At 60.8% G+C, this 26,535-nt stretch carries 17 protein-coding genes and 2 pseudogenes; 11 read left to right on the top strand and 8 right to left on the bottom strand.

Features of this window, described 5'->3' with window-relative positions; genetic code table 11:
• Nucleotides 1-383 precede the first annotated feature (383 nt).
• The 4 genes from AC1DBE_RS04285 to AC1DBE_RS04270 form a co-directional block, all read right to left on the bottom strand.
• Nucleotides 384-941, bottom strand: a complete 558-nt coding sequence (locus AC1DBE_RS04285; protein ID WP_476969717.1) for a hypothetical protein — start codon at nt 939-941, stop codon at nt 384-386.
• A 22-nt stretch (nt 942-963) separates the two neighbouring features.
• Nucleotides 964-1,281: a hypothetical protein gene (locus AC1DBE_RS04280; RefSeq protein WP_476969716.1), complete on the bottom strand. Its 318-nt coding sequence runs from the start codon at nt 1,279-1,281 to the stop codon at nt 964-966.
• A gap of 587 nt (nt 1,282-1,868) precedes the next feature.
• Entirely contained in the window at nt 1,869-2,642 is a 774-nt protein-coding gene (locus AC1DBE_RS04275) for a metallophosphoesterase (protein ID WP_476969715.1), read from the bottom strand.
• Nucleotides 2,643-2,717: 75 nt separating this feature from the next.
• Nucleotides 2,718-3,038 carry a helix-turn-helix domain-containing protein gene (locus AC1DBE_RS04270; protein WP_476969714.1) on the bottom strand — a complete coding sequence of 107 codons (321 nt, stop codon included), beginning with the start codon at nt 3,036-3,038 and terminating at the stop codon, nt 2,718-2,720.
• Between the two features lie 288 nt (nt 3,039-3,326).
• Between AC1DBE_RS04270 and AC1DBE_RS04265 the strand changes: the two are divergent.
• The 7 genes and pseudogenes from AC1DBE_RS04265 to AC1DBE_RS04235 form a co-directional block, all read left to right on the top strand.
• Nucleotides 3,327-3,743, top strand: a pseudogene (locus AC1DBE_RS04265) (TniQ family protein); the annotation flags it as partial.
• Between the two features lie 69 nt (nt 3,744-3,812).
• Entirely contained in the window at nt 3,813-5,489 is a 1,677-nt protein-coding gene (locus AC1DBE_RS04260) for a hypothetical protein (RefSeq protein WP_476969808.1), read from the top strand.
• A gap of 436 nt (nt 5,490-5,925) precedes the next feature.
• A pseudogene (locus AC1DBE_RS04255) lies at nt 5,926-6,357 on the top strand (TniQ family protein); the annotation flags it as partial.
• A 771-nt stretch (nt 6,358-7,128) separates the two neighbouring features.
• Nucleotides 7,129-8,424 (top strand): LysR family transcriptional regulator, encoded by a 1,296-nt coding sequence (locus tag AC1DBE_RS04250; protein ID WP_476969801.1) that lies wholly within the window; start codon nt 7,129-7,131, stop codon nt 8,422-8,424.
• 231 nt (nt 8,425-8,655) lie between these two features.
• Nucleotides 8,656-9,426 (top strand): TnsA-like heteromeric transposase endonuclease subunit, encoded by a 771-nt coding sequence (locus AC1DBE_RS04245; protein WP_476969713.1) that lies wholly within the window; start codon nt 8,656-8,658, stop codon nt 9,424-9,426.
• The gene (locus tag AC1DBE_RS04240; protein WP_476969712.1) at nt 9,423-11,525 is read left to right on the top strand and encodes a Mu transposase C-terminal domain-containing protein; all 2,103 of its coding nucleotides are present in this window, start codon (nt 9,423-9,425) and stop codon (nt 11,523-11,525) included. The genes AC1DBE_RS04245 and AC1DBE_RS04240 overlap by 4 nt, the downstream gene beginning before the upstream one ends.
• Nucleotides 11,522-12,649: an AAA family ATPase gene (locus tag AC1DBE_RS04235; RefSeq protein ID WP_476969711.1), complete on the top strand. Its 1,128-nt coding sequence runs from the start codon at nt 11,522-11,524 to the stop codon at nt 12,647-12,649. Before AC1DBE_RS04240 ends, AC1DBE_RS04235 begins: the two co-directional genes overlap by 4 nt.
• Nucleotides 12,650-12,845: 196 nt before the next feature.
• Here the strand turns inward: AC1DBE_RS04235 and AC1DBE_RS04230 are convergent, their stop codons facing one another.
• The 4 genes from AC1DBE_RS04230 to AC1DBE_RS04215 are packed head-to-tail and all read right to left on the bottom strand — an operon-like array spanning nt 12,846 to nt 20,116.
• Complete coding sequence (locus AC1DBE_RS04230) at nt 12,846-15,923, bottom strand: type I restriction endonuclease subunit R (RefSeq protein WP_476969710.1); 3,078 nt, start codon at nt 15,921-15,923, stop codon at nt 12,846-12,848.
• Nucleotides 15,924-15,933: 10 nt separating this feature from the next.
• On the bottom strand, nt 15,934-16,869 hold the full coding sequence (locus AC1DBE_RS04225; RefSeq protein ID WP_476969709.1) for a restriction endonuclease: 936 nt from the start codon (nt 16,867-16,869) through the stop codon (nt 15,934-15,936).
• Between the two features lie 2 nt (nt 16,870-16,871).
• Nucleotides 16,872-18,149 carry a restriction endonuclease subunit S gene (locus AC1DBE_RS04220; RefSeq protein ID WP_476969708.1) on the bottom strand — a complete coding sequence of 426 codons (1,278 nt, stop codon included), beginning with the start codon at nt 18,147-18,149 and terminating at the stop codon, nt 16,872-16,874.
• Nucleotides 18,146-20,116, bottom strand: a complete 1,971-nt coding sequence (locus AC1DBE_RS04215; protein WP_476969707.1) for a type I restriction-modification system subunit M — start codon at nt 20,114-20,116, stop codon at nt 18,146-18,148. The genes AC1DBE_RS04220 and AC1DBE_RS04215 overlap by 4 nt, the downstream gene beginning before the upstream one ends.
• A 535-nt stretch (nt 20,117-20,651) precedes the next feature.
• On the opposite strand from AC1DBE_RS04215, the gene AC1DBE_RS04210 reads away from it, so the two are divergent.
• The 4 genes from AC1DBE_RS04210 to AC1DBE_RS04195 all read left to right on the top strand — a co-directional run bounded on the left by AC1DBE_RS04210 (nt 20,652) and on the right by AC1DBE_RS04195 (nt 26,532).
• Entirely contained in the window at nt 20,652-23,219 is a 2,568-nt protein-coding gene (locus AC1DBE_RS04210; protein WP_476969706.1) for a hypothetical protein, read from the top strand.
• Between the two features lie 395 nt (nt 23,220-23,614).
• Nucleotides 23,615-25,384 (top strand): DUF7019 family protein, encoded by a 1,770-nt coding sequence (locus AC1DBE_RS04205; protein ID WP_476969705.1) that lies wholly within the window; start codon nt 23,615-23,617, stop codon nt 25,382-25,384.
• Between the two features lie 339 nt (nt 25,385-25,723).
• A complete protein-coding gene (locus AC1DBE_RS04200; protein ID WP_476969704.1) occupies nt 25,724-26,077 on the top strand; it encodes a hypothetical protein in 354 nt (117 codons plus the stop codon).
• A 44-nt stretch (nt 26,078-26,121) separates the two neighbouring features.
• Entirely contained in the window at nt 26,122-26,532 is a 411-nt protein-coding gene (locus AC1DBE_RS04195; protein ID WP_476969800.1) for a pilus assembly protein TadG-related protein, read from the top strand.
• The last annotated feature ends 3 nt before the right edge of the window (nt 26,533-26,535 follow it).

The following is a 26,535-nucleotide window of genomic DNA, read 5'->3' as shown; positions in this document are numbered from 1 at the left end:
ACCCCAATCTCACTGCTGAATCCGATGACTCTCCGCGGAGTGGATCGGCGCTGCCTAACGATTGTACTTAGGCGCCGCCGTGATCACCATGTGAGCACACACCTCAAGACATGGGGGTACGGGACGAGCGCCCCCCAGTGGGCTGGCACGAGGTGTGCCAGCTGGCCACGCATGAGGGCGTCATCTTCGAAGCGTTCGAACTGTGGCTCGACCACGCCGAGGTGAATGGTGAACGGCTGGGAGAGGTCTATCGCGCTCATTGGTCCGATTCGAACAGGTGGGTTGACGTGGTCCCAGCAGTCTATGGCGTTCGGGCGGGCCGGATTCTCCTCGATAATTGCCCTGGAACGGCCCGTTTGGCGTCCGGTCGGGCGGTCGCGCGCTCAAAGGGGTCGCTTGGCGATTTCCTCCACCCAGGACGGGCTCTCGATGCCTTGCGTCTTGTCTGTCGAGAGCCGAAGGCGGGCTGCCCGAACGGTCACGCGCTCTTCCGCGTGGCTGATACTGCTCTGTGGATCGTTTTCATCAACGGACTTCTCGTCAGCGAAGGCGCTCATCGTCCTCGCGTCGCGCAGCGGACTCTTCCAGGCTTCAGCAATGATGAGCGTCTCCTCCTTGCCGGAAAGAGTGCTTTCGTTGAGGAGTTGCAAAGCAGCGAGGCCCACCTCACGTCTCGCCGGATCATCATCTAGGCTCGCTTCCAGCGCCCATCGTGCCCGGTGCCACCAGTCTGACTGGCTGTCAGCAATGGGCGTCTCGGAGCCAAAAGCTACGGTATCCGCGACAGTCCGCCGCCGCCGCGTGAGCCAGCCGATTGCCGCGATGAGGACGGCACAGAGGATTACGACGAAAGGCCCGAGGGCGGCAATGATCTGCCACCATTCGGTATCTGTTTCATGGATGATGATGTCGATACGGCTCGGTGAAGGTATCGGTGTCACAGAACCAGCATAGGCGCCAAGTTCATGCCTCCGAAGGGTTCATTGCATCGATCCGCACCACGGGCGAGGTCGTTCTGAGGGTAGGGATGTGGTCGTCGCGGACCTGAATCCAGTATCGGGCGGACGCGCCGAGTGCGCACAACTCGAGCATGATTAGCTCAAGTGTTTCCCCGTCGCGGCGCAGCCGCGAAAACCCCGCGTTGAGATAATCGACGACTGGGGGGCTGGCGGCCATCTGCCGTTTCACAGTTCTGGCTGTCAGATCGAGCACATAGTGGCTGCCTGTAGCGGTGGTCACGAGGTATCGGCCCGCGTCGTCATTGCGTAGCTCCTGCATCATGCTGCGAGTGTAGCTTCGGCCTGTGACACGGTTTGGGGTCTCACCGAGGACGCGCAATATCGTGCCTGGATTTGATGCCGAGGGGTTCCGAAATGCTGAGGACAAGGGGCGTGGGTGTACCGGAGGCTGGTTCACGCTAGTTCTGCACCACCCACTCGGCGCGGCTTAGAAAGCCTAGGCCGGGATGTCTGCGGAGGGCTTTGATTCCGGCGGGAGTTCCCACGATGAGCAGACCGACTGGGAGGTTCCGACGGATATGCAGTTGGTGAGCGCCGATGAGAACCGGCACCGACGGGGACAGCGGTTGGCGGACGTCCCGAAGGATCAGGAAGCCGCTCTCACGCAGCAGGGACGGATCCGGGGCCACTTCGCGGGCGACCAGCTCGTAAACCGTCCAGCCTGCCTCGCCGACTACTCGTTTGGCAGTCTCGATAACTTCTCTGCTGGCAGCGGGTCCGCTACACGTAGCGACGGTCAGTAAGGACGGTGTCCCGGGCCCATTGGCGAGGGAGTAAGCCAGCTCGGGCGCCCACTCGGCCGCGTCCATGACTCCTACTCTAGGTCAGATCTAGCGAGGAGGCAGGTCCCTAGGTGTTCCTGATGTCCAGTGGGTCAATCCGCAGAGGAGCTTGGCCAGGCCACACGAGGACGCCGTTCCCGTGCCGGGAGTTTTCCATATTGAGCACGTCTACTCTCGTGACGGTTCCATTCGAATGGCTCAACTCGTGTATGCGCCGCTGATGCCAGTGGCCGCAGAAAAGATGGGGAACGGCCAACGAATTAGCGACCTCTCCCAAGAGGTCGCGGGTTTTGTTCGCTTTCTCTGTCAGGTCTGGGCTGAGCTGGAATTCTCCCGTAAGCGGGACGCCTGCTGGCGCATCGTGGGTGATCAAGATGTCCAGAGGACCGCCGGCAATGAGTGCGTCGGCCTCTTCGCGAGTGGGTTCTTCATTAGCCCACCAGTCCTTCCCTACGGTCCTGTGCTCGCAGTCGACGCTAAACGCCCCGCCCAGTCCGCCGACGGCAAGGCCCTCGATCATGGCTCGGCCGCCTCGCGGCAGGACCCGGATATTGGATCGGATCGTCGCCAAGCCGTCGTCTTCGACGAGGAGCTTCTCCAAAGTGTCCCAGTTGTCGTGATTCCCCCCAGAAACGACAAGCGTGATCCCCAGATCGATCAGGTACTTGTTCAGCTTCGCCTCATACCGCCCCCGCTTGGCACCCGGCCAATCTAGCCCAAAGTCCCCAACGTGGATGGCAGTCCGGACCCCCTCGCGGGCAGCTGACCTGATGGAGGCTAGAGCCCAGCCGGAATCACCGTGCCAGTCACCGAAGACGGCAAGGGGCTGGGAATCAGACATCAGTCCAGCATACGTAGATGTGAACGAGTTAGCTGATTGGTTCAGGAGGAGCGCGGCATCAGCCGTGCTGCGTTTTCAGCCCCTGCCTTGGCCCATTGGCCGTCGCCCTCCTCTGAAGGGCTCATTTGACGGAAGTGACTTGGCCTCAATGAACAGGCTGTTGATGGGGACTCCTAGCACGTCAGCGACATCCCAGAGACGCTCATAAGCAACACTCTTCCGACCCCACTCAATGCCGATGATCATATTTCGGCTTAGACCCGACTCAAGGGCTAGTGCCTCCTGTGACAGGTTCTGGGATAACCGGAGTTCTCGAATCCGGGCACCCACTTTCAGTCGCCGGGTTTCCCAGCGCCGAGACTGCTCAACGGTCAGCTGGGACGGACGAGTGGGCATGCAACTATGCCATAGTGTGTGGGCACTCTTGTCTGCCCCACTAGTGATACATAAGAATTGTTTGTAAGCGCCCTCGCTCTATGACACGACGTTGGACTTCCGAGACAACCAGTCGGGGGCCATGAGGCGGGGAGATAGAGGTCGCCTTGCCCAGGCTCGTGGCCCAATTTCGTCTGGGTGCCGCCACGAATCGGAGCGGCGGCGGAACCTCCGACGGCACATCGACTAATGAGATGCCTTCCTCATTAGTGTTGGCAGGCCGTCCCAAGGTGGGTTGGCGGTGAGGATATGGAACAGCGAAGGTTTCCGATTTTGGTGCGGCCCGTCGAGGGCGAGACGCTCGTGAGTTGGCTCGATCGGTATTGTTCAGAGTTGTCGACGTCACGAAAGGACCTGTACGAAGGTGTTGGTTTGCGTCCGCTGAGTGGGAAGCAGCCGCGGGACCATGGTTTGCGCGTCTCGGAGGACCAGGCGGCCAGCATATGTGCTGCCACGGGCATTCCGCCGCATGAGATTCAGAAGCTCACGATGGCTCGCTACACGGGCGGAGTCCTGTCTTTTCGGGAGACACGTGAGGGAGCCGACTTAGGTTTTCTGTGGGCTAGGGGGAGCGGTACGCGTTACTGTCCTGCTTGTCTGCGTGAAGCGCCGGGGGTGTGGAAATTAGCATGGCGTCTGTCGTCGTCCTTCGCTTGCACCAGCCACGGGTTACTGCTGTTGGATGTCTGCCCCGGCTGTGGATTAATTCCTGGGAGCAGACCCCGGCTTGGCGACGTGCCCGCACCGAATCTTTGCGGCAACGCTGTACTCGGATCGGATGGGGGGATGGCGTCTTGCCGGGCGAACCTCTCTTATGTGCCGCCGGTTTGCCTCCCCGAGGGAAGTCCTATTCTCGCCACTCAGTCGTGGCTGGATACCGCCATCGACTCCGGGGCGCTTTCACCCGACGATCTGCACCGGCTTCTGAACGACGTCAAGTTGCTGGCAGCGCGGGCCTTGCGCGTCATGTCAGCGGGGGATCTGCGCACGTGGAATCTAACCGACCAGGTGCTTGGACTGGACTTCGAAGTCAGCCCTACGCCGAGGCGTTCAAGCCTGTTCCGTCCCGAGTCAGCTTCGGCAACAGCTCATGCGGTGTCGCTGGCCGCGGTGGTGCTCCGCAGTGACGAAGAGGTTGTCTATGTGCCAGCACTAAGACGCCTGTTCTCGGACCGCGAAGGGAAAGCGGCGAAAAAGTCTCCGTCAACCATTCTTCGGCACTGGGGGGAACCCTCGCCCGACCTTCAGCTCAAGATGCTCAAAGCACTCCACACGGATATTCGTCCGGAGAGTGCACTGCGCTACGGCACAGCAGGCCCGTCGCCGGCCCCACCGTGCAGGGGGCTAACCCACATCCTGGAAAGGGCGAGATCGGTTCCACAGCGTTTCTGGCCCCAGTGGACCAGCCTCCTACGGCTGGATGAGGCGGTGGGACCGAAAATACTTCAGACCGGGCTGAGCATCGGTGTCCTGATGCCTGGGTACGACAGGCCCGACTTGGAGCTCCAGCGGGAGACACTGGGGCTGTCCGGAACAGATAACTCGTTGTCGTATGTATGCCGCCGGTTTCCGGCGTCGGCCCGAGACGGGCTAATGAAGGCAATTTTAGCCCTGGCGAATTATCTGGATGCGCATCCTGCACCGATCGACTACGGTGCCAGGCGACGACTTTCCGTGGAAGGGCTGCTGCCCGAAAAAACATGGCAGGACATCGCCTTGAGCGACCGAAGGTGCGGGAATGATCCGGCCACGGCGAGCCTCTATGTCACTTACAGGCTCACCGGCTCCATCTCCGAATACACCGAACGTGGCGGCCAAGGCTACTTCCTGTTGCAGCACTTCATCGCATCCACGCCGCCCGGGATCCTCGACATGCTCGACGAGAGAGCGGAATCATTTCTTGCAGAAAATGGCGTGAGGGAACCTCTAAGCTGGGAACCGCCCGTGGGACTGCTAAAGCACGTGCCGCACATGCGACGGCCAAATCCCGGGGCTGATCCGGTTCTCGAATCGTTGATCGTACGGGGCCTGATCGAACCTCGGCTCATAAGCCAAATTGAAAATCGGACGGTCAAGTCCGTTGGAGCGCTAATTCCGGGACCTGACTCCATTGAGGCTCAACTACGACACTTGCTTGACCGGGGCGAATCTGTGGAAGACATGGCCGTCGCCTTGAATCGGGACCGGAGGATGATTATCCATCATATCTCCCGGCTTGGGCTTTCCCCGTCTCATGGCACCCGCGCCCCTCTCGACGCCGAAGGAATCCGCGACCTGTACCTTGTCCAGCGGCGGACGCAACAGGAAATCGCCGCGGCCACCGGGTGGAACAAAAACACCATAAGACGGCTTCTGCTGCTGACAGGCGCCAAGGCGCGAGATGTGGGCGATGGCCACGGCGGCAGCCCTTAGACCCGGGCGGCTATTCCCCTTTTCTTGCCTTCCTGAAGAAAGCACCGCCCGGACACCGAGCTCGGGCAGGTTTGCCGGCGTCCGCCAAGGTGAGCGCACACCCACATCGGCCACCGCCGTCAGAAAACTGGGGTTAAAATCAGCACGCCTTCCTATGCTCGGTCGTGGCCTTCAAGAGCGACGTTGGCGGGGCGCTCCTGGAGCATGCGGAAACGATCCAGTTCCGTTGGGGCCCTAATCTTCGCGGTAAAACGCACACGTGCAACGGCGCGCACCGCCCGCACTTTGCTACTCTGGCCGCCGGAACGTTTCAGTTGAGCAGGGCTGGCAGCAACTTCATCTGGTGCTGTCCAAAGACGTGAGGCAGACGGTTTTGATCGCGGGCACGGACTGACCGGATGCGTTTTAATTAGTATTAATAGGCCGTCCAAGGCGAATGGCGATAACGCACATGGACCAGCGCAGATTTCCGATCCGGGTGCCTCCCTTTCAAGGCGAAACGCTCGTAAGTTGGCTCGACAGGTACTGTATGGAGTTGTCGACCTCACGGAGGGACCTGTACGAAGCGGTTGGCTTGCATCCATTAGGTGGGAAGCAGCAGCGGGACCATAGCCTGCGGGTCTCCGACGAGCAGGCGGCCCGCATATGCGCGGCCACGGGCATTCGAGAGCGCGACATCCAGCAGCTCACCGTGGCTCGTTATGCGGGGCGAGTCCTGTTTCTGCGCGAGACGCGCGAGGGAGTGGACATACATTTCCTGTGGGCGCGGGGCAGCGGTTCGCGTTATTGTCCTGCCTGTCTGCGTGAAGCACCCGGGGTGTGGAAACTGGCCTGGCGCCTGTCTTGGTCCTTCGCGTGCACCAGACACAGGGTATTGCTGCTGGATGGATGCAGCGGATGCGGCTTGATTCCTGGGAGCCGGCCGCGGCTTGGGGATGTGCCTGTGCCGAACCTTTGCGGCAACGCGGTATGCGCATCAAACGTGAGCGCGCGTTGCTGGGCAGATCTCTCTCAGGGGCCGCTGGTTTACCTCCCAGCGGGGAGTACTATCCTCGCTGCTCAGTCGTGGCTGGAGGCCGCCATTGAGTCTAGGGAGCTTTCGTCCGGTGATCTGCAGCGGCTTCTGAATGACCTCAAGATGTTGGCAGGTCGGGCGCTGCGGGTCATGTCAGCGGAGGATCTGCGCAAGTGGAATCGGACTGACCAGGTGCCTGGTCTGGACTTCGAGATCGACCGCGGGCGGAGGCGGACAGGTCTTTTTCATCCTGATTCAGCTATTGCAACGGCCCACGCTGTCTCATTGGCCGCGAGGGTGCTCCGCAGTGACGCCGAGGGGATCTACGTCCCGATACTGAGACGTCTGTTGTTCGATCATGACGGGAGTGCGGTCAAAGAAACACCGTCAGGCCTCATCCGGCACTGGGGCGAACCCTCGTCCGCGCTCCGGCTCAAAATGCTCAAAGCACTTCACGCGGATATTCGTCCGGAAAGTGCCCTGCGGTACGGAACCGCGGGCCCATCGCCTTCCACGCCCTCGATGGACCGCGCTCACATTCTGGAACGGGCGAGATCAGTGCCACAACGTTTCTGGCCCGGGTGGGTAAACTCTCTGCAATTCGACTCATCGGCCGGACCGAAAATGCTGCAGACTGCGCTCAGCATCGGTGTTCTACTGCCCGGCTATGACGAATCCGATTTGTCCCTGCAGCGCGAGACGCTGGGGCTGTCCAGAAAAAACAACTCGTTTTCGTCCGTCTGCCGCGGGCTGCCGCCCCCAGAGCGGGACGAGCTAATGACGGCACTGCTGGCCCTGGCGTCCTATTTGGACGAGCATCCGGCGCCGATCGATTACGATCGCAGACGACGCCTGTCCTTGGATGGGCTGCTACCTGTGCATATCTGGCAGGACATCGCCACACCGAACGGAAGGGGCGGCAACGATCCTGCCGCCGCGCGCGTTTATCTCGCGTACAGGCTCACTGGCTCAATACCAGAACACACAGAACGTGGCGGTCAAGGCTACTTCCTTGTGCAGAACTTCCTCGCATCCACACCGTCCGGGATTCTCGACCTGCTCGACGAAAGAGCGAGGACATTTCTGGCGGAAAATCACGTCGTTGAACCCCTAAGCTGGGAACCGCCCGCCGGCCTTCTTCGTGGCTCGCACTACGCGAGACAGCAAGCCAGTGACAACCCGATCTTCAAAGCGTTGATCCAGCGCGGTCTCATCGAACCGCGACTGATCCGCCAAATCGAACACCGAGCCGTCAAATCCGTCAGGGCGCTAATTCCCGAACCTGACTCCTTTGAAGCGAGACTCCGTCAGTCGCTTGACCGTGGGGAATCCGTGGAAAGCATGGCAGTCTCTCTGAAAAAAAGCCGGAGGATGATCATCCATCATGTCTCCCGTCTCGGGCTTCCCCGCCCACAGAGCGACAAAGCGCCACTCGACCCCGGACGGATCCGCGACATGTACGTCGTCCAGCGGCGGACAGCACAGGAAATCGCGGATGCGACCGGTTGGGCCAGAACCACAATCCGGCGAATCCTATTGCTGGAAGGCGTGACATTACGAGGCGTAGGCGGCCACAGCGGGCGGATCGGGATCGACCCGGAAAGGTATTCAGCCTTTCCGGCGTTGCTCAAGAGGGCACTGCCTGGTCCTCAAGCGAAGGCGCGGTTGGAGCGCTTCGCGGTCGTGAGCACATACCCAACGTTGGACTCAGCAGTTAGCGCACTCGGGCTCAACCAGCCTGCGTTAGTCCGCCAGATCAAGGCGCTGGAACGCGATGTTGGCGGGACGCTTCTGACACGCGCGCACGGAAAACGTCCGATGCTTTTGACAGAACTGGGAAGCACCTTGGTTGAACTGGCCCGCGGGCACGGGATTGTTATTTGTACAGGCCGGTCAATACCGGAAGGCGCCGACAGATAACAGGGCCATTGGCCACTACTCCAAGAGGTGGGTCTCGGACTACTGTCTCCACATGTTGCCCAGTGGAGCTTCTTCGCCCAGCGCAAATCGGACCCCCAAGGTCCCTGCATTTAGCGTAACACTGTCACGTTTTGCCGCCAAGTGGACTGAGCCACATTTTTTCAGTAAAGGTGGCGCTGCGCTCCGTCTTCCCCATGGACCACGCAGATTGACGCAGTCAAGTGGCGCCTGATGGCTGCCCTGCCGGAGCCGGATCTAGCGCCCGGTGAGGTCCTCCTCTCCATCAAGAGAAGGGGGTTTCCCACCAAAGCGCGTGCCCTAGGTCAGGTGACGCTGGCTGACTTGGATGGAGCACAACCTTGGCGCGTTCCGGTTTATCGGAAAGGCCAGATAAACCGGCCTGGGGAGTACTGGTCTGTAGTTGAACAGGCGCATGTGAGCTACGAATCGCTTACCGAACTCAAGGTGCTTCTTGGCTTGGACAGAGATCCCTGTAGCCGGCACATTGTTGCCCAGCCGTTTCAGCTATCAGTCAATGAAACGAACGGACGGAGGTATGTGCCCGATTACCTCACTTTGTTCGAGGATCACAGGGTCGAGGTGATCGAAGTCAAGCCACGCGGCAAGAAACTCCGGCCGGCGGTCCAGGCCCGGGTTGACTGGGGCAGGCGTGAACTCGAAAACCACGGGTGGTCGTTCCGGGTGGCGACCGACCCCGACCCGCAGTACACGTACAACCTTCGCTTTCTTGCCGGGTACCGGAGACTCTGGCTGTTCGACGCCAGCCTACTGGCGACAGTCAGGTACGAAACGGACGCACCCGAATTCTTCGGCACACTCGAAGCGCGGATGGCAGGCCTGACCCACTCGCCCCGAGGAGTCGTGCGGGCCCACATGTTGCACCTCGTCTGGACCGCGGACCTCACCTGCAACCTCAATGAACCCCTGAGCGCCGGAACAGTCCTGTTCCCGGCGGAACGGTCAAGAAGGAACCAACCATGAAAAATACCAATACCGTCATCATCAGGATCGGCACACCGGTTCTGCACAACGACGAGGAGTGGACTGTTTGCGCCATCATGGGCCTGGAAGTCTGTCTCGAACGACGTAGCCCGGCAGGGGCAGCGCGAGTCCGAACCGTCTCCCTCCTAGACCCTCAAGGGGAATTCAGCATCCTCGATACGACCTCCGGTGCTGATACCGAACCGAAACCCTCCTTGGCGAGTGACCTGGCACTTCAGCTGATTCCCGAGGACCAACTCGACAAAGTCCTTGAACGCGCCTCCCACATCCGCGAGATACTCCTAGGGTACAAATCCGGCTCCAAGGAGAACGCACTCCCGGGCGAGCCCCGACAGGCTTACCGGCACGCTAAAGGACTGGTCAGCAGGTACAAAGCGAAGGCCGACGAGCTCCATGTCAGCATTCCCACGATCCGAAACTGGGTCAGGCGCTACGAACAGGACGGCGTGCTCGGTCTGGTAGACAGAAGGTCCCAGAAGCCAGTCGATCCGTTCTATGGCTGCAGCCCTGAATGGGTCGAAGTCGCCCGGACGGTTGTCGAAGAACGCATCACTCGCTCAAACGTCACAAGGCGGGGCCTGCTTCTAATCATCAATGCACGAGCCCAACATGACCGCGGGGCAGCTGCTAGTGGCAAGGCCATCACAACGCCCGGCCGGTCCGCGGCCTACAGGGCACTGAATGAACTCGTCAGGGACAAAGACCCCTCCGGGAACGCGCCCCATCGCCGGTCACTTGCTGACGTGCCGCGCGACGGCTATGGCCGATTCGACGCCTCCCGCCCCGGGCAGCTGGTTCTTATGGATACGAACAGACTCGACGTGTGGGCCCTCGACCAGATCACCTTGAAATGGGTGCAAACAGAACTGACTGTAGCAATGGATGTATATAGCAGATGCATTCTTGGGCTGCGGCTGTCCGCAGTGTCGACCAAAAGTACAGATGTGGCGTCCGTCCTGTTCGAGGTTATCCGGCCACGGGAAGCACCCTCGGACTGGCCCAAAGAGGCAGACTGGCCGTATCACGGCGTCCCCAACACTGTGTTGATCCTAGACAAAGATAACGAGGTCCGGTTCGAGGGCCCCGGACTGTTGCCTGATGCACTGACCTTCGATCACGGCAAGGTTTATATCTCCGCGCATATCACCAATGCGTGCGAGGAACTGGGAATATCCCTCCAACCGGCCAGGAAGTACACCCCGGAAGACAAAGGACCGGTCGAACGGTTTTTCCGCACCCTGGGAACCAGGTTGCTTAACCTTCTCCCCGGCTACAAGGGGAGGAATCCCCTCGAGAAAGGTATCGGAGTCGAAGATGAGGCCGTCTACCTCGTCAGCGAACTGGAGGAAATCATTCGCGAATGGGTCGGTCTTGTCTACCACCGAAGCGTGCTCGACGCTTTGAGCGAGGAGCAGATGCCCGGCCTGAGGCTTAGCCCTCTTGACCGCTACGCACACGGAATAGCGGCCGCAGGACTAATCGTCCTTCCGCGGGACCCCTTCCTGGCCATGCACCTGCTTCCCGTCGCTACTCGTGTCATCCAGAAGGACGGAGTCCATTTCAAGGGACTGATCTACAAGGGTGACATCCTCTCGAAGTACCGTTCCCACGAAAGTCCGTTTAGGAACGTCCCCGAGCATACGTGGCCCTTCAGAGTCAACACCGCCGACCTGCGCCAAATCTATTTTCAGGACCCTGCAGACCGATCCTGGCACGTCCTTACCTCCCCGACGGCCTCGCGGGTCCGCCGAGCATTCAGCTCTGACGCGCTCGACGTCGCAAAAAGCCTCGCCTCCCAAAAGGGGATCGACGTCGATGAGGCACTCATGCGGCTCTTGAGCAACGCCAAAGCCGGTCTCGAGCTGGATCCCCAACAACGGAAGGCCGCTATCCGTGCCGCGCAGGAAGACGTGAAGTTCCAGGCCTCCGTTAAGCAGATCCAGGACGAAGCGGCAGCAGCTGACGAGGTGGCCTACGACGAGGAACAGGCTGAAGACACCACGTCTCCCGAAGGACCGGACGAGCGTCCCGAACAAGCCGGCGACGGATACTACGACGACGCAGCTGGTCACCTGTGAGCGAGCGCCCGCACGGGCCGACGCGCGCCGCCCTGTCCCGCAAGGAAGGATGGTTTGCCTTTGCAAACCGATCTGAAATTCCGCAGCCGGAAAGGCTCGACAGGAGTGCCTACCGCCTCCTCAGCAGCCAAGGAAAAGCCGAATACACCACCGGCCGGCTGAAATACCTCTCCCGCCTCACAATCAGGACGCCTCAACTCGTCCACGTTCACGAATCCATTGAAGACATGATGAGTTCCGACCTGCAGGAATTCGACCGCGTCCGCTGTGCCCCCGTCATCGATGCAGAACCCGGCGTGGGAAAAACGACGGCAGTGAACATGTTCGGACGAGACTTTCACCGGCAAATAATCGCCAGAGAAGGGCATAGGGTCGGGCACGATGCCAAGCGGATCCCCGTCGTCCGCATCGGACTGACAGGTAACACGACGCCGAAGTCGCTGATACTGCAGATCCTTGAGTTCTATGCACACCCGAACAAATCAGGGACCACCCTTCAAGTCACGTCCAGCGCCCTGGACTGTGTACTGCGGTGCGACACGCGGCTGATTATCATCGACGACATACACTTCCTTAACCTCTCCCGCAGGGACGGACGGGAGGTCAGCAACACTCTGAAATCCTTGGCCAACGACTTTCCCTCCACCTTCATCTTCGTAGGCGTCGGGGTCGAAAGCCGAGGCCTCTTCGATGAAGGGCTTGGCAGGGCCGAGTCGGGAACAGCTCAACTGGGTCGGCGTTGGACCAGGCTCGAGATGCCGGCCTTCCAGATATTCAACGACCAGCAGCGTCATGATTGGAGAGTCACACTCAAAGAGGTCGAACAGGCGATTATTCTCCTCGACGCCTACCCCGGCATGATTGCAGACGACCTCAGCGACTATTTTTTCGCCCGGACATCCGGATACATCGGCTCCATGATGGAACTGGCCCGGATGGGAACACTGAAAGCAATCAAAAGCGGAACCGAGCGGATCACTAAGGATCTACTTGACACCGTGCAGATCGCCCGCGCTGCTGAAAAGCGTCGATATGAACTGGAAGCGGCCATGAAAACCGGAAAACTGCATAGCCTGCCCAAAAGCCTACGAGGCCCTAAGGGCGGATCCGAGGTCCTCGGCTGAGCCCCCGAAAATGCCGGGCGGCTCCGTAAGACAGCTGGGGACTCGCCGATGGACGGTCCAACGATGCCGTCTCACCGATTCGGCAAGGGGACGTCATTTGTCTCCGTCGCCTCGAGTCGAAGAGATACGTGCGATGGAGAGGAAAGCCCAATTGTGTCCGTATGACCAACACCTTTGAAATCTAGACGCTGCCCTGTCAGGACTGCAGCTCCTCGTAAACCAGTTCGCTCAGCATCTTCAGAAGCGCAGTCATCTTCGTCTTGTCGCCCAGGGCCTGAAGGCTCAGGTTGTAGTGGCTGTCCATGGAGTTGGACACCGCGTCGGTGACGGCTTTCTCCAGGTGCGGGCTGCTGCCGAAGTGGCTCCGGGAATTGTTCTGCGCCTGCTTCTGGAGCGTCTCGTTCTTGACCAGCTCACGCCGCACGCCTTCGACGAAGTGCGCCACAGCGTCAAGTTCCTCTCCCTCGAACGGCAGGTTGGCCTGCTGGATGACTTCCTCCCAGGTGACCAGGAGTGGGTCCCTGGCTTGGCCGGTTCCCGGATCGGTCAAGGGTTTCAACAGCTCGCCTTCACCGGAGAGTTGCAACTGGGCGTGGCCTTTGTCTTTGAGCGCGTACTTCGCCAGCACGACGCCGGAGAGGTCCAGCGCCACCTTCGCGTCATTCACCCGGAGAACCGGCAGGAGGTGCTTGTAGTAGATCGAGCGCTTCTCCAGGTCCGTGTCGGCGAAGTCGACGATCTGGGAGAGGAAGTCGTAGGCGCGGACGAACGATCCGAGGTCCTTGCGGAACAGGTCCAGCTCGTCCTGGGCGCCCTTGTCGCCCTCGGCCACGGCGGCGTTGTACCGGGTGTTGAAGCGCGACTTTGCCGGGGCCACCCAGCCGGAGAGCGCGTTGTTACCCGCCTCCAGTACGTAGGACTTCACCAGCCAGTCAACCTCGGACTCAAGGTAGATCTGGGCGGCGTCGAGCTTGGCCTGAAGATCGTGCACGACGTTGGGATCGGAGACGCCCTCGAGCGCAGCCTCGCGGAAGTAGGGCTGGAAGGATGCCAGGATCTCGTCCGGATCGTTCACAAAGTCGAGCACGAATGTCTGGTCCTTGCCCACAGCCGTGCGGTTCAGCCGGGACAGGGTCTGCACGGCGGAGACTCCGGAGAGTTTCTTGTCGACGTACATGGCGACGAGCAGTGGCTGGTCGAAGCCGGTCTGGAACTTGTTGGCCACCAGCATGATCTTGTACTCGTCGGTGGAGAACGCCTCGGGCAGCGTGCGACCCTTGAGTCCGGGATTCATGTTGAGCTCGGTGAATGCGTCGGGGCCAGATTCGTCGTCGTTGACTTCGCCGGAGAAGGCGACCATGGTGCCCAGGCCCGCGTAGCCGGCGTCGTGGATGTACTTGTCGATGGCGAGCTTGTACCGGACGGCTTCCTTGCGGGAGCCGGTGACCACCATGGCCTTGGCCTTGCCGTCGAGGCGCCAGGCGACGTTGGCGCGGAAGTGCTCCACGATGACCTGGACCTTTTGGCTGATGTTGTAGGGGTGCAGCTTCACCCAGTTCATCAGCGACTTCAGCGCCTCGGATTTCTCCACCTGGGTGTCGTGCGAGTCGTAGTCCCGGCCCTCGTGGGTGAGCCGGTAGGCCACCTTGTAGCTGGTGTAGTTCTGCAGTACGTCCAGGATGAAGCGCTCCTCGATGGCCTGCTGCATGGAGTACAGGTGGAACGGCTGCGGCAGCCCGTCCGGGCCTTTGCGGCCGAAGAGCTCCAAGGTCTTGGCTTTGGGAGTGGCGGTGAAGGCGAAGTAGCTGATGTTCTTGGCATCGGCGCGTTCGGCCATCTCGGCGGCCAGATAGCTTTCGACGTCGAACTCCCCGCCGTCGTTGACGTCCGCCAGTTCCTCCGCGGAGAGGACCTTCTTCAGCTTGTTCGCGGTAGATCCGGTCTGCGAGGAGTGCGCCTCGTCCGCGATGATGGCGAAGTTCCGGCCCTTCAGGGCCTGGGATTCGGCGATGGCCTTCAGCGCGAACGGGAAGGTCTGGATAGTGACGATGATGATCGGCGTCCGGGCCGCCAGCGCGGCGGTGAGTTCGGCGGACTTGGAGCCCGCGTTGCCGCGGATGGGAACGACGACGCCGGACTTGTGCTCGATCTGGTAGATCGCGTCCTGCAGCTGGGCATCCAGCACGGTCCGGTCCGTCACGACGATCACGGAGTCGAAGATCTTCTCGTTGCCGGCGCCGTGCAGGGAGCTGAGCTGGTGCGCGGTCCAGGCGATGGAGTTGGTCTTGCCGGACCCGGCGGAGTGCTGCACCAGGTAGCGGTGGCCGGGACCCTCGGCGCGGGCGGCCTCGATCAGGGCGTTGACGACGTCCCACTGGTGGTAGCGGGGGAACAGCAGGGATTTGCGGACTTCCCGCTCGCCGGTGACGGGATTGGTCTTGTCGCTGATCTGCAGGTGCAGGAACTTGCCGATGATGTTCAGCCAGGACTCGCGCTGCAGGACCTGTTCCCACAGGTAGCTGGTGGCCGAACCTTTCGGGTTGACCGGGTTGCCGGCGTGGCCGTCATTACCGAGGTTGAAGGGCAGGAAGTAGGTGTCCTTGCCCTTGAGTTCGGTGGCCATCTGGATTTCGTCATTGCTGACGGCGAAGTGCACCAGGGCGCGGCGGCCGAAGGACAGCAGCGGCTCGTCCTTGTTCTTGCCATTCTTGGGCAGCCGGTCCTTGCGGTACTGCTCGACGGCGTCATTGATGTTCTGCGTGAAGTCCGTCTTGAGCTCGATTGTTGCCACTGGGAGGCCGTTGACGAAGAGGACCAGGTCGATGCTTTTCATGGTGTCGACGGTGGAGTAGTGCACTTGGCGGATGACCCGGAGGCGGACCTTGCCGTACCGCTCGAGCGTTTCCGGGTTCAGGCCCATGGCCGGCTTGAACTGGCACATCTCGAACCTGGCCGCGACATCCTTGAACCCGGTGCGCAGGACGGACAGCATGCCGGCTTCCTTGGCTGCAGGCTTGTCCAGGACCTTGCACAGCCGGTCCAGCAGCAGCCGCTTGGCCACCTCATGCTCGGCGGGGGAGTCAATGGGCTTCAGGATTTTTGCCAGCTCTTGCGGCTGCGTGTCCTGCAGCCACCCGAAGACGTCCTCCGGCACAAGCGCGCGGCTTGCGTCGTAAAGTTCGCTGGCCTTGCGCTGCGGCTCGTAGATCCATCCCTCGGCGGCAAGGGCCTGACAGATCTCATCCTCGAACGTCACTTCATTGTGCTGCGCCATACGTTTCCCCCTAGAAACTGTCGAAAAAGTCCTGGTCCAGTTTTTTCACGATTACTGTGCGGTCGATTTGGACGCCGACGCCGTACTCGAACATCAGCGACGCCAGCCGTTGTCCGTCGATAAGAATCAATGTGTAGTGCGCCGTGTCGCGGGCTACCGCCCGCGCGCTGGGAGTGAAGGTCGAGGTGGTGATGAAGATGCCCTTTGTGGCGCGGAACTGGCCCAGGGCGCCGCTGAAGGCCTGGACCTCGGGCGCCCCGACATTGTTCCCCTCGGAATAGCGCTTCGCCTGCAGGTACACGCGGTCGAACCCGAGCGCGTCCTGCCAGACAATTCCGTCGATGCCCTTGTCGCCGGAGCGCTGGGTGGGTTTCAGGTTGTCTTCACGGTCTGTTCCGTAGCCAAGCGCCCTCACGACAAAGGGAATGAGGCGTTCGAAAGCTTCGGGAGAGAGTTCAAGCAGATTCCGGTAGAGCTCGTCGATGACCACCCGGTTGAGCTGTTCCGCGGACTGCTCGAGGGCCTCGGAGGGATCTGCGTCGACCGACACTTCGGAGGCCGCGGTATCCGGTTCTATGCCGGGCAGAACCGGCTTCTTGGGAGCCTTCGACGTGTTCTGGTAAGCGCGGTAGGACTCGTACTCCATCAGCGTCTGGTATGTGATTTCGGCAGTGGAGGACGCCCGGCGGAGGCCCTCATCGCTGATCTTGTATTGCCCACGCGCCTCGCGGACTAGAAGGCCAGCCTTCATGGAATCGAAAACTGCCCAGTTGATCCTGTTTGCCCAGCGTGCCTCACCAGAGGACATGACTTCCGCCATGTCCTCTTCGCTCAGCCGGGTGCGCTCCGCCACGGCGGTCCTGATTTCAGCATTCCGACGAATCTGGCCGTCCGACATGATCCTGAGGACGGGGTCAACGAATCCATGCCACTGAGGGAGAGTCATTGCTACGCTGTTCCTTCTCGAACGTCGATCTTGCCGCTGACGGCGGCAGAAATGAGGGCGGACCGACGTTCTCGCAGAAGCGAGATGGCCGCCTTGGCCCGTTGCGTCAAGCCGTCGATCCGTCCGATTGCAGCATCAAGGAAGTCGACGATGCTCCGCTGTTCTTCCCTGGAAGGCGCGGTAAGACGAAGCTCTATGAGCTTGCTGGCTTTGATTCCTAATGCAGTAGATCCGGTAGCCCGCTCTTCAAGCTGAGCTTGGAAGTACGGGGAGTTCGCGGCGTAGATGGCGAAAGCGGAAAGTAATTCAGCCTTCGGGCGGAATTTGACCACGCGCTGAGCTAGGGCCACCTTGGGATCGTCGATGAGTGCAAAATTTCCCAGAGGCGCCTCCATTGTCATAAGGATGTCCCCGATGGCTGGAATACCGCGACTCATGACGCTGTCGTAGTCTTCCGCCGCAATATATTCGGCCGATGCTGAGTAGTCAATGAAGCCCTTCCGAACATTTTTGGCAGTTACCAGGAAGACCCCGTCGTCGGTTTTCTTCGGGGTTGCGCCGCGGTAGTCCACGCGACCGGCCATGAAGTGACACATGGGTTTCTGGGTCCAGTGAGTGGGAATGTCACCGAGCCAGGGGATACCGGAGGGCTTGGTGGGGGCGTCGGGATCTAGGCCCTTGGTGACGGCGTGGGTGATGATGGCCTGGCGTTTCTCGGCGAGTAGTCCGATGAGCCGCTCCTGCTTGCAGATCAGCTCATCGATCTGTGCGGTCTCGCGGTCGAGGAAGTCGCAAGCGGCGCTCTGATAGCTCGCGCTGGCATGCGGTACTTCCAAGTTCGCGAGCTTGTCTGCGGTGAAATGACGAATCGTCGCTTTGTTGCAGAGAACGTCGAGATAAGAGCTGGCGCGAAGGGCATCAAGAGTGTACTTGGCGAACCGGATGTCGTTTCCTTGGCGGGGGCGGACGCGATGCACGCTGTTTTGAAAGATTGCAGGGCTATCGGCTTTCACCAATGCGCTGCGCCCTACGTCCCCGCCTTCGCAAACGACGAGGTCGTCGGCCCTAATACTCAGATTGCGGCGATCGGTATCGGAGGCCCACATTGATTTGAGTTTAGAGTCCTCGACATAGCCGTCTTGGACAGCAGCAGAATTCAAGTAGGGCGTCATGGAGTCTGAGGGGCTAGTTGGTTCCGTCTGCAGCATCTTTCCGAGAGTGACTGCAAACATCTGCTTGAAGCTTGTCACTGGCAGCTCGGTCATGCCGTACCAGGTCACTTCTCCACCTCGGCGAGAAGTGTCGTGATCTCGGAGATGAGCTTGTTGAGGTCCTGATCGATTTCCTCCAAAGACCTGGGCGCGACGTATTTGTAGAAGTGCCGCGTGAACGGGATTTCGTAGCCGATCTTGGTCTTGGATTCATCGATCCAGGCGTCGGGGACGTGGGGAAGGACTTCGCGTGCAAAGAAGTCGTGGATGTCCTCACCCAAGGGTACGTTTTCGGTGTCGCGCAGGTCGGAGTCGGCTTCGGGTGTTCCCTTGGGGCCCTTGCAGACGTCGGCGGCCTCGTCCCGTTCCGAAAGCCCAGTCAGAACGGATTTCAGGACCGGTGCGCCGAGCTTGAGGCCGGCGCTTGCGAGGGCCGGCTTGAGGACCTTGAGGAAAGCTTCACGGTTCTTCCAGAGCTTGATCTCGTCGTCGCCGAGCCGGGTGAGCGTCTTCTCGAGAAGCTGCCGGTCGTCGTCGGACAGCTTCTCCACCGGCTTCTGCGCCAGCACGGCAGCGATGCGCTCGGGCGTACAGGCGAAGTTGAGCTTGAGCGGGCGTTCCACGGTGATGGTGGAGTAGCCGAAGTCCTGGTTGGTGAAGATCTTCGAGGTCTCGCCGTCGTCCTCGAAGGAGCCGTAGAGCTGGACGATGCTCGTGATGTCCTTGGGGCCGAGTTCCTTGCGTTTGGAACCGAGACTCTTGCGCATCTTCTGGAAGAAGTCCACGCCGTTGATGAGCTGGATCTTGCCGACCCGCTCGGGGTGTTTCTGCTTCTTGCTGTTGGAGAGGATCCAGATGTAGGTGGCGATGCCGGTGTTGTAGAACATGTCCGTGGGCAGCGCGATGATGGCCTCCACGAGGTCGTTCTCGATCAGGTACTTGCGGATCTCGGACTCGCCCGAGCCGGCGCCGCCGGTGAACAACGGCGAGCCGTTCAGGACGATGCCGATTCGGGAGCCGCCGTCGTGTGCCGGGCGCATCTTGCGGACCAGGTGCAGCAGGAACAGCAGGGAGCCGTCGCTGACGCGGGGCAGGCCCGGGCCGAAGCGGCCGTCGAAGCCGTACTGCTCGTGTTCCTTCTGGATCTGCGGCTGGATTTTCTTCCACTCAACGCCGAAGGGCGGGTTGGACAGCATGAAGTCGAACTGCTGGCCGATGTTCTGGTCGTTCGCGAGGGTGTCGCCGACGGAGATCTTGGAGATGTCCTGGCCCTTGATCAGCAGGTCGGACTTGCAGATGGCGTAGGACTCGTCGTTGATTTCCTGGCCGTACGCGACGAGGGAGGCGCTTGGGTTCAGGGCGTGGAGGTGTTCCTGGGCGACGGTGAGCATGCCGCCGGTTCCGGCAGTGGGGTCGTAGATGGACCGGACGATGCCTTCTTTGGTGAGGACGTCGTCGTCGTAGTTCAGCAGCAGCTGGACCATGAGCTGGATGACTTCGCGCGGGGTGAAGTGCTCGCCGGCGGTCTCGTTGGAGGCTTCGGCGAAGCGGCGGATGAGCTCCTCGAACATGAGGCCCATCTCGATGTTGCTGATGGTCTCGGGGTGGAGGTCGATCGCGGCGAAGTCCTTGGTGACGTGGTAGAGCAGGTCTGAGCTGTCCAGCTTCTCGAGCGTCTTGTAGAACTCGAAGCGCTCGAAGATGTCCCGGGTGTTCTCCGAGAAGCCCTGGACGTAGTTGAGGATGTTCGCCTTGATGTTGGTGGGGTCATCCAGGAGCTTGGCGAAGCTGAACTTGGAGGTGTTGAAGAAGCTGTGGCCGGAGGCCTTCTGCAGGAAGGTGTCCAGCGGGATGTTCAGGTCCTTCTTGGCCTCTTGCTCGGCGAGAACAGCATCCTTGGTTTTCTCCAGCACGCAGTCGAGGCGGCGGAGGATGGTGAACGGGAGGACCACCGAACCGTACTGCGCCGGCTTGTAGGTGCCCCGCAGAATGTTCGCGATGCTCCACACCAGGTTTGCATTGTTATTAGCGGCCATGCCGTTGGTCCCCATATCCCCGACGTCGCCGGCTCAGCGGTGTCGGTCCATCCGTCACTCAATCCCTAAGCATCATATGTGCGCGGCAGGACAACTCAGCGACGATGTGACGCCTAGCGCAGGCGACGAACGCTTCACCCGCGCCGGGATGGAGGCCGAAGAGGCCCACCGATAATATCCTCGCCGCGTGGTTGCCTCAGATGTGCTCGCCGTACAGGCACCGAATTGTGAACCGTACCGGGTACGTTCGTATCCCGGACGGCTGAGAGTATCAGGCCGAATGCGGCCGAAAGTTTCCCCAGAAGCACGGCCGCCGGCTGCGCCTCGCTGCGGTCGATGTTGGAGATCGGTGCCCGGGACACCCCGCGCAACGGGTTCCCAATGGGGCGCTGGAGGATGATGGCCAAACGCCCATGATGTAATTGCACTCATGCCATCCAAGTCGGACCGTCGTAAGTCGCGGGTGCGGCAAAAGCGCCGGCGGGGGCAGCAGTCCCGCCCTGTAGACCCCCATGCGAAGACGATTCTGCGCTCCATGGCAGATTTCTCCGAGACGATGGACCGGCTCGCGGGGAGTGCTGATCCCCTTCAAGCCCTTGAGGCAGACCTCGCCAGCATCGTCGCCAAGCTCGCCACTCGGCTCAGCAAATTCGATGCCGTCCGAATCATCGAGGTCGCCCGTATCGTGTGCCTGCCGTGGTCGCCTGAGGGCCAGACAAATCCGGATGCGGAAGGCGGTCCAACTCGAGCAGAACTGATCGCCCTGCTTGCATTGACTTCAGCCACTTGCCCTACCGAAAGGGCCGCGAAACCCCCCGCAGCCGATGGCTGTGACGAAGCGGCGGCCTTGACACGCTCGGACTCGCATCCAACTCGGATCGACCTGGAAGCTAGGATGCCCTCACAGTCCCAGCCTCTCAACCATCTGATTCACGACACCCTGCCATTGGTTGACAAGGTGCTCCATCTGGCCCAGATGCGCGAGATGGCCCGCGCTGACCGGGAGGACCCCTTGGCCATGATTGCCGCCATGATGCGCGGCTCCGAGGTTTGGGTGAGGAACTCGTCGTATCCCGACATGGTGGCCACTACGCTCCTTCAGCTATTCGGTCAACCGCAGGTGAGCGCACAGCTGAGCACTGACCTCGGGTTCGACGCCGAGGACGCAATCACTGTCCTCCAGTCTTGCCACGATCTCCAGGTCAACTATTTCAACAACCGTATGGAGGGCATGGCTATTGCTCTCAATGCGGCCATGACGTCAAGCGGTATGGACGCCCCTGAACAGCGTTCCCTTACGAACGCTCGTAATCAGTGGCTGGCGGCATGGGAACCCGAGGCTAATGCCGTCACGATCGGCGCGGAAGAGATAACTGCCGCCAGCGGCCTGAGTGGGGACATTGTCCGAGCCGTTCTGACGTACTTCACGCTGGACGTGGGCAACTGGGACCCTGGGAAAGCCGTCGAGGAGTTCACCAGCGGCAACAACCCGCTCCGCACCAACCCTGTCATCGGAGGACCTGACGGGCGTGTCATGCTGGTCCATGACGCCCATGTTCTTGTTGCGGTCCGCGAGAACCTTGAACAGCATCTTAAGACAACCACCGTGTGGGAGGCCTACCAAAAGCACCGCGGCGATCTGCTCGAGTTCCGGACCCAGACGGCCTTCACACGAGTACTACCGACAGCCAAGGTCTGGGACGGGTTTGAGTACTATGTTCCCGCCAGTGAGGCCGAAGAGGTTGGTCCCCCCAACGGCTACACTAAGCGCGTTGAAGGGGATCACCTGATAGTTCAGGACGATGTTGCCTTCATCGTTGAAGACAAGGCGGTCGCTATCTCGCCGTCGGCACGCGCAGGAGAATCCCGCCGCCTTCGGCGTGACCTGACAGGAATCATTAAGAAGGCCGCCGCGCAGGCCACCCGGTTACAGGACCGCATTCAACAGGACAAGGGCATTCGGATCCATGGCGAAGGCTGGATCGATCTTTCCCGTGTCCGTGAAATCCACACCGTTGCGGTAAGCCTCGACGACCTTACGTACGCATCGACTGCCACCGCCGAACTCGTCAAGGCCGGTCTCCTCGGCGCCGCCCAAATTCCTTGGACTGTTTCAGTCCACGACCTTGACCTCATCACCCAACTCATCGACCGGCCCTCAGAGTTCCTCCTCTACCTCCGCCGGCGACGCGACCCTGAGGCCACTGTCTACTACACAGCCCCGGACGAACTCGACCTGTTCCTGTACTTCTTCGAAGCAGGCCTTTACGTCGAGCCGGACCCCGATGAGATCCGCAAACTGGTGCCGTTCATGCCTCCCCCCACGACCGCCGAGCGGCGCCGTCGCCGACGGCAGGTGCCGACGTTGGTCACCAGCCGCACGGATCCGCTGGACCATTGGTACTACCAGAATTTGGCAAAGGGTGCAGCAAACGGCGCCCTAGAGGAATCCGACGCCAGTATGCCCCCGGACACCGCGGATGCAGCTGCCGAGCCACGTCCGCACGAGGGCGCAGCAGCAGCCTCGACTAAGGCGCAGGTCAGCACTCCAGCCGCACCCAAGCCGAAGATGGTTTCAAGTCCACTCGGAGATCTGATTGATACAGTCCACCAGCGGGCAGACTACGCATGGCTTAGCATTGGCGCCACCCTGCTTTCGGGTGCAACCACCGCACAGAAGAAGATGGCCCGAATCCCCGCCGACCTCCTGAACAATCCGTCGGACAACGGCCGGGAACGTAGTGTGGCCATGCCCATCGCGCGTTCGCTCGAGGACGGTTGGCTGCTGGTCTGGATCACCCGTCCTCCGGGCCAGCAACCTGACAGATTCGAGCAGACCACACGTGAGTACCTGCGAAGTAAGATGCACCAGCTCTCCTTGCCCCGAGGAGTCGCATTCGCCTATGACGAGATTACGCGGACCCTGGCCGGCGTTTACTTCGACGACCACATAGGCGAGCTTGAGCCGCATTTGCAGGAACGGCTTGCTTCCCTCAAACCCGCCGGAAGCTTTGACAGCCATTTTCCTCCCCAAGCCAAGAAGCCCAGGGCGCCATCGCCCCGTGCCTCCTCGAAGAAATCGAAGAGCAGGAAGAGGAGGTAGGAGTTGGCAGGGAGGGCGCCGATCGAGTTGCTCGCCCAGTCCTGCAATCCTCATCCCTGCATGCTTGGAATGTCCGTCGCGGGAAAGGTACCACCCGAATTATTAACTTACCGCGCAAAACAGAGCCCGCAGGTTGTTCACGTTCGTTTGGGGCCCGCTGGCTAAGCGCCGCCGGGAAGGAGCGGACTCTAGGGCCCAGGAAGCGGGCAAAATTCCCCAAAATCGGGCCTTACTCGAGCCGGGCATACCGTCAGCACCCGGAGTCTGTGATCGGGCGGATGCCGTTCGTCGGTGAACATGCGAAGACTTTCGGGCCTGGCCTCTCTCCCGTGAGATCGACCGAGTTCTCTTTAGAAGGTGTAAAAAGCTAGGGTCAACACGGTACTCTGACCGTCATGAACCGGAGTGAGCACCTCGGGGCGTATCACTACATCTCCAATCGCCTGGTATCGGAGCTCTTGGCCATGCCAGAGGTTCGGGGGCCACGGCGGAGGGTACAGATCGATGAAATTAACCCAGAGTTGTCGATGGAGGGCCCCAAGCTCGGCGCGAAGGTTGCCTTTTCAGAGAATGAAGAGACGTTGCAGGATCGTGCTGGGCGTGCCACTCGTCTTCTGCAGTCAGGCCACCAAATAGGAGGCTTCTCCGAGCTGGACAAGCCATATCTCCGCATCCGTCTCGATGCATACTTGGCGACATTCAACGTCGCGCAGGGTTGGGAGTGGGGCGGTGTTCCGACTGACAGCAATGTTCAGAGCGTCATGCTGCTAGCTTCCAGTCAGGTCGTCGCTGGGCAGCGAGTCTTCGTAGGTTTGATTGGCTCTGCACACAACTTGCTCGCAAGAGGCATTACGAATCCGGTTTCCTACACACAGGGTCGAACGCCATCCGACATCAATGGTTTTTATGACTTGTTTCAACAGATCCGCGAGCGTGAAGATGCCAAAGTTCACAAGGACAGGGTTAAGTATGACCGGCGTATGACCGACCTCGAGGTCGCTCGACAGGTGATGGCTCTTGCTCAAGGATCGCCCGGTGACGGCCCCCCACGACGTGTTGAGGTCCTTCTCAAGCGGCATCGACCGCCGCTTACCGGACACGTCATTCTCGATGATGAGTTCATTGCGCCCTACAATCTCGTCATCATTGGCGCCCCCGTCTGGATCAGGGAAGTGGCAACTTCCGACGGTTCTCCAGCGTTGCCACGAATGGATGCAGTCGGACCGAATAGCCATACAGTCTTCGGTTCTCGACGTCGGGAACTCGTGGAGTTGGCCGAGGCCGCAACCGCGAGAAATATTTCATTGCGTAGGCTCCAAGACCAGTTTGAGAAATTAGGCGGACGACATAGCGGGAACGACGTACCTTCCGTAGTGGCAAAGAAGAGAGCACTTGCCGCCGACATCATCGATCTGTACCGGGCTCGGGATAACGCATGCGCCGAGTACAACGAGCACGAGGCAGCCTTCTTGGCGGATGCGAAGGACGTAGCGAACTGGCCAACCTTCGCCCAGTGGTTTACGACTCAGGCGTGTCTGGACGGGGTGCCTCTAGCTTATTTGTGCGTTGAGCGAAAGACATCTTGGTGGCGACGCATCTGGCAGCACGACCAGGCTTCCCCTACCCTTGAACAGACGGAGATAGCAGGTGTAGTCGTCACGATCTTCTCGGAATCGGACGCCAGCATCCTGGCTGCCATGATCCCACTCGGAACGTACCGGGACGCACAGAGTCGTGACCATCGGTTCCCTGGGATGAGAGGACCGGCGGAGCACGTCATGATCACGCCGAGCGGCGAACTGTACCCTGTCTCGATTTCGTCTTTCCGCAATAACGACCCTCACGCGCGCGTTGTTTTTCTAAACGCCCACTCCGGAAACAGCCAGCTCAGGAATAACGAGACACCGTCATCGGACCCAAGTCTCAAAGAACGGGCCGCGCGGGCCATGCTCGAGATGGCCATGCGGTGGCGGGTCACGCTTAGACGTGCCGTTCCGGAAGCACCTTGGCTGCACGACGAGTCTCGATTCGCTCTTATCCCTCGGACACCCATCAACGCTCCTACAGCAGCCACAATTTCATCCGTCGAGGCGATGCTCAGAGAGACAGATATTGACGAGGAGGATGAGGTTCAATCGCCGTCCGACGGCCCACCCGCAGAATGAGCGATTCGACGAGGGCCCAACAGGATACTTTTGCACTCCATTACGGCTGAGCGCCCGCCCGCGCGGGCTAGCGGCCTTCAATTGGACGCGTTGCACACCTGGTCTGCGTCCAGCGGGCCAGGACGGCGGCGGTGGACGACGACGACGGTGCCCGTATGGCTTTCTTGAATAAATGCCTCTCGCGCTGCATCAGGGTAGCGGTGCTCGGAGCGAGATGCCGCGCCGAATCAGCAGATAGACGGTCGCCAGCCCAATCCCCGAGATGTTAACTTACAGGCGGAAAACAGGGCTCATCGAGTGTTAATGTCCGTCGAAAAAGCCCCTAGACGCAGGGGCTGATTGCTAATCTTCGAGCGTAGTGGACACGGCCAGCTCCAGGGCGGGTCCTTCGCCGTCGTCGGCGCCGCTGACCAGGCAGCCAAGGTCTATGTTGCCCAGCCCGACGCGGCCGGCGGCCGGGCCGCCGCCGCGGAAGCCGTCCGGCTGGCGCTCGCCGATTATGGGCAGCCGGAGCAGAACGCGAGCCTCGAAACCAGCTGCGTGCCCGCCGACTGCACGGCCCCCGGATCCGCCGTCACCGTCACCGTCCGGCTCACGGTGCCGCTGCCGTTCGTTCCCTTCGGTGACGCACTGCGGCTCGACGCCGGGCACCTCAGCGCCTCCGCCACCCAGATAGTCGGAAGATTCCGGTGACCCGCGCGGCACCGGACCGGGGTGGAGGTGAGGACGGGCAGCTGATGGTGCTGATCATCGGCTACGTGCTGGTGGCCCTGCTGGTCACCGCGGTGGTGGCGGCCGCTTCCAGCGTGTACCTGGAACACAAGAAACTGCTCTCCCTCGCGGACGGCGCCTCGGTCGCGGCGGCGGACAGCTTCACGCTCGGCCAGCTGCAAAGCACCTCCGGTAGCCCCACGGCGGTCCTCAACGGCGCCAGGGTGCGCAGCACGGCGGCTGACTACCTGAACCGCAACGGTGCATTCGCCCGTTTCAGCGGACTGGCCGTCTCTCCGGTGACGGGAAGCCCTGACGGGTCCACCGCCGTCGTGGTCCTGAGCGCGGCCGTCCATCCGCCGATCGTGAACTTCCTGGTCCCGGACGGCATCCGGATCGAGGCGACGTCGACGGCGCGGTCCCGGCTGACGCGGTGAGGG

The sequence above is a fragment of the Arthrobacter sp. 10T416 genome (genome assembly GCF_056394165.1).
Note: the sequence above shows the minus strand (reverse complement) of the source record. Positions and strands in the feature narration are given on the sequence as shown.

Excerpts from the sequence above, each read along its gene's own strand:
- AC1DBE_RS04225 (WP_476969709.1), bottom strand. The coding sequence starts at position 16,869 with ATGACTCTCCCTCAGTGGCATGGATTCGTTGACCCCGTCCTCAGGATC.
- AC1DBE_RS04245 (WP_476969713.1), top strand. The coding sequence starts at position 8,656 with ATGGCTGCCCTGCCGGAGCCGGATCTAGCGCCCGGTGAGGTCCTCCTC.
- AC1DBE_RS04205 (WP_476969705.1), top strand. The coding sequence starts at position 23,615 with ATGAACCGGAGTGAGCACCTCGGGGCGTATCACTACATCTCCAATCGC.
- AC1DBE_RS04210 (WP_476969706.1), top strand. The coding sequence starts at position 20,652 with ATGGCAGATTTCTCCGAGACGATGGACCGGCTCGCGGGGAGTGCTGAT.
- AC1DBE_RS04280 (WP_476969716.1), bottom strand. The coding sequence starts at position 1,281 with ATGATGCAGGAGCTACGCAATGACGACGCGGGCCGATACCTCGTGACC.
- AC1DBE_RS04195 (WP_476969800.1), top strand. The coding sequence starts at position 26,122 with ATGGTGCTGATCATCGGCTACGTGCTGGTGGCCCTGCTGGTCACCGCG.
- AC1DBE_RS04240 (WP_476969712.1), top strand. The coding sequence starts at position 9,423 with ATGAAAAATACCAATACCGTCATCATCAGGATCGGCACACCGGTTCTG.
- AC1DBE_RS04275 (WP_476969715.1), bottom strand. The coding sequence starts at position 2,642 with ATGTCTGATTCCCAGCCCCTTGCCGTCTTCGGTGACTGGCACGGTGAT.
- AC1DBE_RS04230 (WP_476969710.1), bottom strand. The coding sequence starts at position 15,923 with ATGGCGCAGCACAATGAAGTGACGTTCGAGGATGAGATCTGTCAGGCC.
- AC1DBE_RS04270 (WP_476969714.1), bottom strand. The coding sequence starts at position 3,038 with ATGCCCACTCGTCCGTCCCAGCTGACCGTTGAGCAGTCTCGGCGCTGG.
- AC1DBE_RS04215 (WP_476969707.1), bottom strand. The coding sequence starts at position 20,116 with ATGGCCGCTAATAACAATGCAAACCTGGTGTGGAGCATCGCGAACATT.
- AC1DBE_RS04250 (WP_476969801.1), top strand. The coding sequence starts at position 7,129 with ATGCTGCAGACTGCGCTCAGCATCGGTGTTCTACTGCCCGGCTATGAC.